This is a genomic window from Bradyrhizobium japonicum USDA 6 (assembly GCF_000284375.1).
Classification (GTDB): domain Bacteria; phylum Pseudomonadota; class Alphaproteobacteria; order Rhizobiales; family Xanthobacteraceae; genus Bradyrhizobium; species Bradyrhizobium japonicum.
Window position 1 is genome coordinate 8,607,558 of record NC_017249.1, and the last position, 11,697, is coordinate 8,619,254.

The following is an 11,697-nucleotide window of genomic DNA, read 5'->3' on the forward strand; positions in this document are numbered from 1 at the left end:
AGCCGCTCGATGCGAGCGATCCGGAATGGTTGGGACGGCTTTGTCATCAGGGCAGGCCCCTCGGATCGAATGCGAAGAATCCAATGATGAAGATGACGAGCGTGCGCGGAGTGGCGTTCATGCGCCGGGCTGTCGGTCCTCCGCCGAATGCCAGTCCGCGCCGTGGAGGCGGATCATCTCGCGACGGGACCGCTCGATGAAGACGCGCTCAACGCAAAAGCCGGCGGTGACTGAAGCCGCCAGCGCAAGGCCGCAGGCGATATAATCATTCATGAAATTCCAAAACATGTTGCTGCCGGCGACGCCGACAAAAGTAAGTGCCATGACGGTGTTGCGAATTGCCTTAACCACGTTGTTCCCCCAGCCGGTCGGCGAGGCACTTTAGCATTGCAACCATGACGCTTAGCAGCGTTTGATGGTTGTGATCCGCCGTCTTTCTGCTCAATCAGCTTGGGTCCGGCCGTGTTGTCGCGCCCCGTGGAATCCGATCGATAACGTATCTCGCTCTGTGCCATGAAACGTGGTGATGATTTGGCAGACAGCCTTCGCCAGCCGATAGGACGCAGCATCCGCTTTGCAGCGGTTTCGGCCAGCGCAGCCGAGCAGAACAAATAGCACTGCATCTCTGGACCATAGAACGAGGCGTTCTCGGCGTCGGCAGCAATTCGTGCGGGCTCAATCCGTTCCAAAGCCCACGCACGAAAGCGCTTCGCATTTCGCCAATCATTCGCAGAATTTCGGCATCATGAGGCCCTACATCAGAGAACTTCTGCTTAATTGCCCAATACTATCATTATTCCCGTGGGGCAACGAAGCGAGCGAACGAATGGCCCGTTTCTACTTTAATCTGGCAGGCAAGCAGAATGTCGACGACCCCGGCGGGTTAGCATTCGAAGACGAGCTGCAGGCCTTCCGTGCGGCAGAACGCTTAGCAAAAGATCTGGCGAGTGCTCAACCTCTGCTGCGGGGTACAACCTGCGTGGTCGTTACACGCAGGGACCGAGGTGAGGCCTATTACGTAGGCGTGTGACAGCGCTTCCAAATCAGACGTCTCGGCCACTACTGACGTATCATCTGCCGGGGCAGCCGCCCCGAGTTGTGGGACCACCGAGCCGATTGAGGGAGGGCTCGTTTTCCCTAGTTAGACTTGCCTGCAACGCCACCGTCAGGCACGATTTCGAAGAACCCCGATTGCACCATGTCCATCAAGACCTATATCGGCGCGGTCGAAGCGGCGCACGATGATGGCTGATTGGGCCGCGTTCTCCGATGGCAAGCGCGCTGCGGACGGCGTGGTCGTGCCGATGTCTCGCGCGATTGCGTGACGAATAACTTTCTGACTTTCGAATCGTGGAGAGCCTGTTTCCCACCAAGTAGAACTAGGGTCTGTACCTAAATAGCGCCACGTGATTCTCTTGCCTACGTGTTGATTCGGGGGCGAGAGAATGCGCGCTGGTTTGTTTTGGCTGAACGACAGGCAATGGGCGCGTATCGAACCGCATCTGCCGAGGGGACTGACGGGGCCGGATCGGGACGACGACCGACGCATCGTCAGCGGCATCATTCACATGCTGCAATCGGGTGCACGATGGCGTGATTGTCCACGTGAATACGGCCCTTACACGACGATCTACAATCGCTTCAATCGCTGGGCCAAGCGAGGACGATGGTGCGCAATCTTCGAAGCGCTGGCCAAGCCTGGCGAAGACGGCGTCGTACTGTCGCTCGACTCGACCTCGATTAAAGCTCACCGGTGTGCCTCCGGCGGAAAAGGGGGGAGCACAATCAAGCAATCGGCCGCTCGCGCGGAGGCCGCACGACAAAAATCCATGCGCTGAGCGATCCGCTCTGCCGGCCGGTCGTCCTGCATCTGACTCCAGGCCAGGATGCCGATATCGCTGCGGCTCCCGATGTCCTGGCGCTCGCGCCACCCATGAGCGTGCTCCTCGCCGACAAAGGGTATGATGGCGACAAGCTTCGCGGCGAAATCATTCGTCGTGGCGCCAAGCCCGTAATCCCCAATAAATCTAACCGTGTCGTCATCCATCGCTTCAACAAACGCGCCTACAAAGGACGAAATGTCATCGAACGCTGCTTTTGCAGGCTCAAGGACTTCCGGCGCATCGCCACGCGATATGACAAGCTCGCCCGTAATTTTTTGGCCGCTGTTCATCTCGCCGCTCTCGTCGCATATTGGCTCAATTGAGTCTGGACCCTAGGCCCTGAACCCATCTGTGGACGCCCCGCGAGATGCAAGCGGTTTTTGAAACAGACCACGAAAAGCACCAGAGAGTTGCAGCTACTGGGTCCACCATTGTGCCTCCGAAATCCCGCGCGCGCCGCCCTATCGCCTGAAGGGATTTCGTTGGGACCCGGCGCAACTGGAAAAACTGCAAGGACCGCCAGATGAGGGGTGAGCGCCACCCGGGTTTATTAACCCTCCGCCGATCATGCAGAAAGACGGCAAAAGGTGGCCCATCGGCGCCGATTATGGAACCGGTTGTGGTGTTAAATGCCCCGAAACGATGGCAGAAACGAAGGGGATGCTCCGGCTCCGCATACTCGGCTCACACACCGACGACTGACGCAGGATCGCCCGCGATGACAAAACAGAGCGAGCATAGATCAGCATGGCGTATCTGCAGAAGCAGCTCGCTAGGCAGCGAAAAGCCCTCGGCGAACTCGGTGAGCGCGTGTTGCGTGCCGAACGTGAGATCACGAAAGATCGCGCCGACAGACTCGAGCCGGCATTGCTTGGACTAGTGTCGACTGAAAACCCCGACACTGACGAAGAGAAGATCATGCCCGTACAAATGAACGCCGAGCTTTTCTGCAAGCTGCAGGAACTATCCCGCCATAACGCGGTCGCCCGCGCGCTTGTCTTCTTGTGGGAAACCGGCACCCTGACCTACGAGGACTGGGCGACGAAGGCGATCTCTCTTCTCATTGATCAGAACGAAACGCTCTCGGCGATCGCCGTGGATGCGGAGAAGCGCGCCTGCCGCCTGCCCAAAACTCCGCCCGTAGCCTCACCCACACGTTGAGAGAGATCGTCCCGTGTCCGACACCCCCAAGACCGGAACACCGCACCCCGGGCCCGCGCTGCGGCTTGTCAGCGGCGCGAAACAGGAGCCGCTGCGCTGCCCCGCCGCTGGCCGCGATGCCGAAAGCGAGAAGACGCTTTGCTTCTACTTCAACCGGCGCATGACCGATGACGAGATGCGGCACCTTCACGCGGTCATACGGCAGGCGGCAGCCTACTCGCCGATCATCGACGGCCAGCCCAGCAAGCAAACGAGCGGAGTCTCAGAGCAGGAGGCGGCGGCAGTGCTGCGGCGCTACCTGCTCATGCGCGAGATTGACGGTCACTGAGAAAGTTCCTCTTTTTCATCCGCGCCCCCGACAAAGTCTCGCTAAATTTCGAACTGAGACACTACCCGTTAGTCGGTTCAACTCGCAGCGTCAGGACGCCCGTGATTGCGGAGGCGACGAAGACAGTGACTCGCACCACTTCCGCGAACAGCACACCAATCAATGGTGTCAGAGTCCGGGAAGACCCCAGTAGAACACGCCGACCAGGCCGGCAATAAGGCTTGTATAGAGGGCGGGGGGACAATGGAGAGCAGGTACTGCTTACTCGCTCACCGCTGTGAGTGCCCTGCCGGCGGCCAATCGGCTCCTTGGTTCGGGCGACGATCAGAAGGCGGCGAACGATTATCTGCTGACCTGCGCTTCCTCGGAGACGACAAGGATTGAAGCAACGCAATCCACCGGGAGCAACAAGCCGCCGCATCGGCCCATCAGACGCGTTTCCACGGTGAAGATCAGCGCTTGCGAGGCCGGTTCGTGGAAAATTTTCGCGATTGGATGGGCTCCTGCAAAAAGATTGTCTTTTCAGACTCCACCGCATTTTGCGGCACCGGCCGAAGAAGGCCTCCCTTGTGGTCTTCCATATCTCCCCAAGCGACGAAGGTAGTGGCTAAAACAGGCGGCGTCTCAGCAATTCCTCCGTGCGTATACTCAGATCAGGACAACCGCATCTAGCGTCGTGCGCCACGATTTGTCGGCCGACCGCCGGATTTCACTGATCAATGAAGCCGTCTCGTCTGCGGCAACCGCTGGCATCAGACGGAGCGGATAACTGCACCGCTAAATATGGACACGGGCACGGACTTTCGTCGCCGTCAGGCGCAAGTTTTTTTACTCCGCCTTGTTTGGCAAGAATTCTCTCGCCTACGACCGCTATCGCAGGAATGCGCTAACGCCCGATGTGGAGCACCGCGACACCAGAAAACTCTCATTTTCATTGACCGCTGCAGCGGTCAACATGATTGGACCCACAATTACTCAGATCGAGACTTCCGTGAGCACTCCAGAGGCAAACGTCAAGTGTGGACCTTCTGTGATTTCTGTCGGCGCACGGCCAAGGCTGACGAAAGATGTGGTTGAAGGACGATCTGAACCTGAACACCACGCCGACGAAAATTGTGAAATCAGCGAGGGGTCTCTGCCGGCGCGATCGACGCTCCGAATAACAGAAGCAGGCACCGCAAGTGATCACAGCCCAGCTATCGCGCTGGGCGACAATTTACGTTAACGTTTGCCGGTCGGTCCATATGCGTACTCGAATCCGATCGCCTCGGAGGCAGAAGGCGATCATCCGACCGCTTGATCCTTCCCACCCTCAGGGTTGGGATAATCCTGACAATGAGGAAGTTTGGCTTGAGCTGGCGCGCGCCATCGGACGGCAGATTGCGCGAGACGAAAACGACGGTTTGGAGCAGCCAAAAGGAGGAAGGGCATGATGACGAGGCCAATAAAAAAGAGGGCCGTGTTATACGCCCGCTATTCGAGCGACATGCAAAAGGCGACCTCGATTGACGGTCAGCTATTGCTCTGCCGGAAGATCGCGGCACGCAACGACCTAGATGTCATCGGTGCATTTGTTGATGCCGCGAAGTCTGGCCTAACCGAAAATGCGAGGGACGGCTATCAGCAATTGCTCAATGGCGTGCGAAACCATGATTTTGATGTTGTGATCGTTGAGCATTTCGATCGCCTGTCGCGCGATCCCGCAACCATCCAGCGTCTCAAGCAAGTTTTCGAGTTCAATGGCGTTGAGCTGATGGATCAGAAAGGCGTTTACGCGACTGCCACCGACATCAGCATCGCAAGTCTCTACAACACGATTTATAAGCCGCAGCTCGCCGACAAGGTTCGGCGTGGCCATGATAATGCTGTCGCTAGTGGAAGAATTCCTGGCTCATACGCTTACGGTTACCGGCCAAGGCCGGGCGCGCCCGGTGAGCGCGTGATCGATGAGAACGAAGCGAAGATCGTGGTCCGCATCTTCACCGAATATGTATCGGGGCGTTCAACCCGAGATATTGCGGCCGATCTCACGCGCCAAGGCTTGCCCTCGCCTGGCGCCACCCGTCACAAGAACAAGGCTGGTCGCACGACCTGGAATCATCAGTGCATAACTGGCGGTCGCCACGGTCGCGGCATTATCGGCAACGAGCTGTATATCGGCGAAATACATTGGAACGTTCGATCAACAATTCTGAACCCGGAAACGCAGAAGAAACAGAAACGCCGCAATCCGGACGACCGGCACATCATTGTCAAGAAGCCCGAGTTGCGGATTGTTCCGCAAGTGCTTTGGGACAGGGCGCAGAAGGTTCGCAGCGGCCGCGCCATCCATATGTTCGGACCGACGGGCAAGCCGCGGCGCCGTCCTGTGATCCCGCGCAATAATGAGCACCCACTTGCTGGGGTCCTCCGGTGTGGTGTCTGCAACGGGAATATGCGAATCGCTCAATCCTCCAGGAATGGCGCTCCGCGCGCCGCATGCGCCAATGCGCATCAACGAGGCACGTGTGAGCACACTCGGAGCTTTGACATGGACGTGCTACTTGAGGATGTCTCAAGCAAAATGGAATTAAAATTGCTTTCGCCCAAAGCGATTGAAGAGGCGATGCGTGCTTGGAAGGAGGAGCGTAAGAACGATCGGAAAAAGAACAGCGAACACGCAAATTTAGAGCGTAGACTCCGTACGTTGACCACTGAGATCGAACGCTTGTCATATGCCATCGCAAACAGCCGTCGCAAGCCGGATGAGTTGCTCAAGCGGATCGATGAGTGCGATGTGGAACGGGAAACCGTTAAGGAGCGCTTGCGGCTGCTGGGTAGTGGCAGCGAAAACGTGATCCCGTTCGACCATCCAAAGTTCGGTGACCGATATCATTCGGAGGCCAAGAGACTGGTCACCGCGCTGAGGATTAATCCGAAGGCCATCGAAACCCGCGTCGCCTTTCGCAACTTGATCGACAGCATCGTAGTGCATCCGGTTCGCAAGCGGATGCCCTACGAATATACTCCGTACCTGAACAGCGCTTCCCTTTCTAGCATGAATCTTTTCCCCGAAAATCGACGCAAGACGAGAGAGATCAGTGCGTTCGTCTACTATGATAACGTCAAGTCAGAGAATTCCGGCATCGTCTATCACGCCAATTATCTCCGCTACATGGAGCGCGGGCGCACCAATCATCTGCGGCTGATGGGCGCCGAGCAGCAGGCGCTGTTCGACCAGGTCGAAACGGAGGGCGCGGGCTTTGCCTTCGTCGTGCGCTCGATGCATCTGGACTTCCTGAAGCCCGCGCGGATGGACGACGTGCTCGACGTCGTGACGTGGCCGGTTGCGGTGAAGGGTGCCTCCATCATGCTGGCGCAGGAGGTGCGGCGGGCCGAGGACGTGCTGGTGAAAGCCGAGGTGCGCGTCGCCTTCATCAGCGGCGGCCGCGCCCAGCCGATCCCGAAATCGATCCGCATCCTGATGAAGGCCGATCTGATTTCCTGATCGCCCGATAAGTGATCGGCCGATAGGTGATCGCCTATCGACTCCGCCAGTTGCGGCGATAGATTGCGGCCCGGACCAACCGATGAGGCCACCATGTCGCGCCCGCCACTTCCACCCTTCACCCGTGAGACCGCCGCGCAAAAGGCGCGCATGGCCGAGGACGCGTGGAATTCGCGCGATCCGGTGAAAGTCTCGCTCGCCTATACCGAGGACAGCCGCTGGCGCAACCGCTCGGAGGTGTTCCAGGGCCGGGAGGCCATCGTTGCGTTCCTCACCCGCAAATGGGAGAAGGAGCACGACTACCGCCTGATCAAGGACCTCTGGGCCTTCGACGGCAACCACATCGCGGTGCGCTTCCAGTACGAATGGCACGATGCCAGCGGCCAGTGGTATCGCTCCTATGGCAACGAGCAGTGGGAATTCGACGAGCACGGGCTGATGCGGCGGCGCGAGGCGTCGATCAACGATATCGCGATTGCCGAGAAGGATCGCCGGTTTCACTGGCCGGCGCCGGGACCGCGGCCGGCGGATGTGCCGGGGTTGGGGACGGATCCGTTCTGATAGTTTTCACAAGCGGTGCTGCTTCTACCCTCTCCCCTTGCGGGGCTGTTGCGTAATTCGTCAATTGTGATTCCCTAGGGCAAAGCCTTGGAGGGTAGCGATGGCGGTCAAGCGGACGGGACAGCCGAGCTTTGTGGAAGCGCTGATGCCGAAGGGGGCCGGCGCCAATGCGGCGCTGGATCGGCTGGCTGGCCTGGTCAAGTGGTACCGGTTCGAGAAGCTGATCGGCCATTTGCGGGATGAAGGGAGCCCCGGTCGACCAGGCTATCCGGTGTTGGTGCTGTTTCGTGCTGTGCTGTTGCAGTCGCTGTATGGTCTTTCGGAGCGCGAACTCGAGGAAGCGCTGGGCGACCGGTTGTCGTTCAAGCGCTTCGTCGGTTTGAGCCTTGAGGATGCGACGCCCGACCACACGGTCCTGAACCGCTTCCGGAACCAGCTCGTTGAACAGGGCCTGCTGGAGAAGCTGTTTGGCGAATTGGATCGTCAGCTTGAGAATGCTGGCGTGATCCTCAAGCGCGGCACGATGCTGGATGCGACCTTGATCCAGGCAGTCTCGGCTCCGCCCAAGGAGGATCGCCCCTCAAACGACCCTGATGCCCGGTTTGCCAAACGGCAGGGCAAAAGCGGCTCGACCTTCGGTTACAAGGCCCATGTGGGTGTGGACGAAGGATCCGGCTTGATCCGCGCGGTGCTGACCACACCCGCTAACGTCAACGATACGACACCTGCGGACGCTTTGATCCGGGGCGATGAAGCTGCGGTGTGGGCCGATGCGGCTTACGACACCCATGCCCGACGGGCCCGGCTGAAGGCGGAGGGCAAGAAACCCCGCATCGCTCGTCGGCCCAACAGACATCATCCGGAACTGCCGCCCAGGCTCAAACGCTACAACCTCCTCATCGCGCGCCGCCGAGCCCAGGTCGAGACCACCTTCGCTACTCTCAAACGCCGCATGCGGCTGACCTGCATCCGCTACGTCGGTCTGATCAAGGCGACCGGGCAAGTCGTGCTCGCCGCGATCGCCTTCAACATGAGGCGGTGGGCCACAATCGCCGCGTGAGCCACCCTCCGAGGGCGACAACTACAGATCTTGGCAGGCAATTGCCGGGACCAAGGCCTTCGTTCCTGACGTCTTCAGCCTCAAGAGCTGATAACGCAACAGGCCCCTTGTGGGAGAGGGTGGCGCGAAGCGCCGGATGAGGGGGTGTCTCCGCAAATTCAACAGCGAGAGACTAGTGCGCGGAGAGAGACCCCTCACCCGTCTCGCCGCTACGCGGCGAGCCACCCTCTCCCACAAGGGGCGAGGGTGCACCGTCCGCGCCGCGCGAGAATTCAACTCAACCAGAACCTCGGCGTCGCCGGCTCCAGCCTTCCCCCCACTCGCACCGGCGCGATCCGCAGTGCAAGCCCGGTCGCGTCATCGGTCTCCACCGCGACGCCGCTGAGCGTTGCCACGCCTGCCGCCGGCTCGAAGCGCCCCGACGGAATCCCCGACGTGAACCTGCGCAGCGGTTCTTCCTTCTGCATGCCGATGATGGAATCGTAATCGCCGGTCATGCCGGCGTCGGTCATGTAGGCCGTGCCGCCCGACAGGATCTGGTGGTCGGCGGTGGGCACATGGGTGTGGGTGCCGACGACGAGGCTGGCGCGGCCGTCGCAGAAGAAGCCGATGCCCTGCTTCTCGCTGGTCGCCTCGCAATGGAAGTCGACGACGATGGCGTCGGCCGCAACGCCGAGCGGACAGGCGCCGAGCTCACGCTCGAGCGCGGCAAAGGGATCGTCGAACGGGGTCATGAAGACGCGGCCGAGCGCATTGACGACGAGCGCGTGCTTGCCGTTCTTGGTCTCCACCAGCGCGGCGCCGCGGCCGGGCGTGCCGCGCGGATAGTTCGCCGGCCGCACCAGGCGCTCGGCGCGCTCGATGAACACCAGGGCTTCACGCTGGTCCCAGGAGTGATTGCCGAGCGTCACCGCGTCGGCCCCGGCGTCGAGAAATTCCTGATAGATCGCTTCCGTGATGCCGAAGCCGCCGGCGGAATTCTCACCGTTGACGACGACGAAATCGAGCGACCAGTCCTTGACCATGCCGGGCAGATATTCGGCGATGGCGTTGCGGCCACTACGGCCGACGACATCACCCACGAAGAGAATGCGCAACTTCAGAACTCCGGAAATCGAACACGTCCGATTCCGTTAGCACATAATCCAGCGCGACGTCGTGCGATAGTGCCGGAACCGCCTTGATCTCCTGGGCTGCAAAAGCGAGCCCGATGCCGACGATCTGCTTGGCCTTGCGCAGATGCGCGAAGGTGTGGTCGTAGTGCCCCGCGCCATAGCCGATGCGATGGCCGAGACGGTCGAAGGCCGCCAGCGGCGTCAGCATGATGTCCGGGATGACTTCGCTTGCTGCCGGCGACGGCTCGGGAATGCCGAGCGGGCCGAGCATCAGGCGGTCGTTCGGATGGAAGATGCGGAAGATCAGCGACTGGCCGCGGGCGGTGACGCAGGGCAGCGCGAGCCTGGCGCCTGCCTCGGCGAGTGCCTTCATCAGCGGCAGCGGATCGATCTCGCTGCGGATCGGGGAATAGCCGGAGACGATGCTGCCGGGCAAAAGCGGAAACGGCAGCCCGCGCTTGGCGAGCTTTGCGGCGGCGGCGGTGCGCTTCTTCTCGCTCAGCGCGTCGCGCGCCGCGAGGGCCTTGGCACGGAGTTCGGCTTTCGAGTTGGGCATGCGCTTGGGTCCCCCACGTCATCACCCGCCTTGTGCGCCCTTGCGCACTGGAGCGGGTGATCCAGTATTCCAGAGGCGGTGGTGATTCACACAAAGGGCGCGGCGTACTGGATGCCCCGGTCAAGCCGGGGCATGACACTTGTTGAACTGGCCGCAGTCGTTTCGACAAGCATAAACCAAGCAACAAAAGTGCGAAGCCGCGGACGCCGTTGAAGCACTCGATCCCGGAGTTCCCTACGAAAGTAGGTGGGCACCATATGTCCGAGCCCACGGGCCCGGCCAGGGACAGTTCCCTAAAGGATCGATAAGGCCCCGGGGATATATGGCTCCTGACGCACGTCGCAGCCTCGCCTGCGCAATCTAACAACGATACTGGCGAATCGCCAGCCCGGGTGGTGGTTGTTCACTTGCTCGCCAAGTTCACCGGTGAACTCCCTCTCCCGCCTGCGGGAGAGGGTTGGGGAGAGGGGCTCTTTCCTCTGGGGGATTGTCCCAATGAGGAGACACCCTCTCCCCAACCCTCCCCCGCGAGCGGGGAGAGAGCGCACCGACCGGGTGGCAATCGCCCGTCAGCCGATCGCGATGCCGTTGCCCACCGTCCGGTTCAGGACCTGGGTCGACTTCTCGATGCGCTCGGCGGCGGCGTTGAGCGCATTCACCACGGCGGTCTGGGTCATGCGGGCGCGCTCGACGGCGGCATTGCGGAAATCCCTGAGCTCAGTCAGCTCCTGCTCCATGGTGCGGACGCGGTTGCCGACGTCGACCAGCTCGTCGCAGACGGTCAGCGCCGCCATCACGGTGAGCCTGGCATCACCGATCTCGCCGAATTTTCCGCGCAGCGACTGAATCCGCGCCTCCAGGCTTTCGGCGAGCTTGAGCAGCCGCACCTCCTGGCCCTCCTCGCAAGCCATGCGGTATTGCCGGCCGTTGATGGTGACGTTGATGTGGCTCATCCGTCCTCTCCGGTATCGAGCACCGAGCGTATCGTGACGATGGCGGAATCCAGTCGATCGGAGATTTCGCGATTGGTGCGCTCGAGCTTGCGCGCCTTCACCAGCGCGCCGTCGAGCTCATCGGCAAGCCGCGAGCGATCCGCGCCCAGTGCCTGGATTCGCGCCGCGAGCTCGTTCTCGTCGCGATCGGCATCGCGCCGCCGCTCCACCGCGCTTTCGAGCGCGTCGAGCGCCGCCATGAGTCTGCGGGTCGCGATCTCGATCTCGACGGCGGAGGACTCCGTCATGGCAGAGCTGTTGGACACGCGATCGTTCATGCAGTCAGCGGCGGAACCTGTGGCCTTGCCCATGGGGCTTGCCGTCCGGCAAAAGACTCGGTTCGGCAAGCGGTTAGAAGCAGAAATTTACGTGGCAAGCTAGCGGAGCGCAACGTCGCCGCGAAACTATGCACTGCTAAGCAACTTTTACGGCCAAACCGACGTTTGATTGCCTTGGACTCCCGGAACCGAGGTGCTATCCCAGCCCAACCCTCCGTGGCCGCCAGGCTCCCCCCACGCGGCCCGCACCACCGCCAAGCGCCTCATTTCAGACGG

At 60.8% G+C, this 11,697-nt stretch carries 12 protein-coding genes, 1 other RNA gene and 1 pseudogene; 8 read left to right on the forward strand and 6 right to left on the reverse strand.

The genetic code is table 11. From position 1 onward, the window contains the following. Nucleotides 1-117: 117 nt before the first annotated feature. Nucleotides 118-351, reverse strand: coding sequence for a hypothetical protein (locus BJ6T_RS39650; protein ID WP_011084363.1), 234 nt, complete (start codon nucleotides 349-351; stop codon nucleotides 118-120). Nucleotides 352-826: 475 nt separating this feature from the next. On the opposite strand from BJ6T_RS39650, the gene BJ6T_RS46715 reads away from it, so the two are divergent. From BJ6T_RS46715 to BJ6T_RS39680, 8 genes and pseudogenes are all read left to right on the forward strand, one after another. Further along, the gene (locus BJ6T_RS46715; RefSeq protein ID WP_014498131.1) at nucleotides 827-1,030 is read left to right on the forward strand and encodes a DUF6894 family protein; all 204 of its coding nucleotides are present in this window, start codon (nucleotides 827-829) and stop codon (nucleotides 1,028-1,030) included. 415 nt (nucleotides 1,031-1,445) lie between these two features. Continuing rightward, nucleotides 1,446-2,206 (forward strand): IS5 family transposase gene (locus BJ6T_RS44900; protein ID WP_110115998.1). Its coding sequence is split into 2 segments (ribosomal slippage): nucleotides 1,446-1,785 and nucleotides 1,785-2,206, totalling 762 coding nucleotides; the frame shifts between segments, so codons are not numbered across the junction. Nucleotides 2,207-2,630: 424 nt separating this feature from the next. After that, nucleotides 2,631-3,044, forward strand: coding sequence for a hypothetical protein (locus BJ6T_RS39660; protein ID WP_014498134.1), 414 nt, complete (start codon nucleotides 2,631-2,633; stop codon nucleotides 3,042-3,044). A 13-nt stretch (nucleotides 3,045-3,057) separates the two neighbouring features. Continuing rightward, nucleotides 3,058-3,372, forward strand: coding sequence for a hypothetical protein (locus tag BJ6T_RS39665; protein WP_014498135.1), 315 nt, complete (start codon nucleotides 3,058-3,060; stop codon nucleotides 3,370-3,372). A gap of 1,432 nt (nucleotides 3,373-4,804) precedes the next feature. Next, a pseudogene (locus tag BJ6T_RS49000) lies at nucleotides 4,805-5,920 on the forward strand (recombinase family protein); the annotation flags it as partial. A 489-nt stretch (nucleotides 5,921-6,409) separates the two neighbouring features. Further along, nucleotides 6,410-6,859, forward strand: coding sequence for a YbgC/FadM family acyl-CoA thioesterase (locus BJ6T_RS49005; RefSeq protein WP_225895125.1), 450 nt, complete (start codon nucleotides 6,410-6,412; stop codon nucleotides 6,857-6,859). Between the two features lie 93 nt (nucleotides 6,860-6,952). Then, on the forward strand, nucleotides 6,953-7,420 hold the full coding sequence (locus BJ6T_RS39675; RefSeq protein ID WP_014498138.1) for a nuclear transport factor 2 family protein: 468 nt from the start codon (nucleotides 6,953-6,955) through the stop codon (nucleotides 7,418-7,420). 100 nt (nucleotides 7,421-7,520) lie between these two features. After that, nucleotides 7,521-8,480, forward strand: a complete 960-nt coding sequence (locus BJ6T_RS39680; protein WP_014491453.1) for an IS5 family transposase — start codon at nucleotides 7,521-7,523, stop codon at nucleotides 8,478-8,480. A gap of 272 nt (nucleotides 8,481-8,752) precedes the next feature. On the opposite strand, the gene BJ6T_RS39685 is transcribed toward BJ6T_RS39680, so the two are convergent. The 5 genes from BJ6T_RS39685 to BJ6T_RS39700 form a co-directional block, all read right to left on the reverse strand. Beyond that, entirely contained in the window at nucleotides 8,753-9,577 is an 825-nt protein-coding gene (locus BJ6T_RS39685) for a TIGR00282 family metallophosphoesterase (RefSeq protein WP_014498139.1), read from the reverse strand. Next, the gene (locus BJ6T_RS39690) at nucleotides 9,555-10,151 is read right to left on the reverse strand and encodes a 5-formyltetrahydrofolate cyclo-ligase (RefSeq protein ID WP_014498140.1); all 597 of its coding nucleotides are present in this window, start codon (nucleotides 10,149-10,151) and stop codon (nucleotides 9,555-9,557) included. The genes BJ6T_RS39685 and BJ6T_RS39690 overlap by 23 nt, the downstream gene beginning before the upstream one ends. Before the next feature lie 190 nt (nucleotides 10,152-10,341). After that, a non-coding RNA gene (ssrS, locus tag BJ6T_RS42855) (6S RNA) lies at nucleotides 10,342-10,502 on the reverse strand. A gap of 218 nt (nucleotides 10,503-10,720) precedes the next feature. After that, nucleotides 10,721-11,104, reverse strand: coding sequence for a cell division protein ZapA (locus BJ6T_RS39695; RefSeq protein WP_014498141.1), 384 nt, complete (start codon nucleotides 11,102-11,104; stop codon nucleotides 10,721-10,723). Next, nucleotides 11,101-11,421: a DUF4164 domain-containing protein gene (locus tag BJ6T_RS39700; protein ID WP_020608063.1), complete on the reverse strand. Its 321-nt coding sequence runs from the start codon at nucleotides 11,419-11,421 to the stop codon at nucleotides 11,101-11,103. Before BJ6T_RS39700 ends, BJ6T_RS39695 begins: the two co-directional genes overlap by 4 nt. Nucleotides 11,422-11,697: the final 276 nt, after the last annotated feature.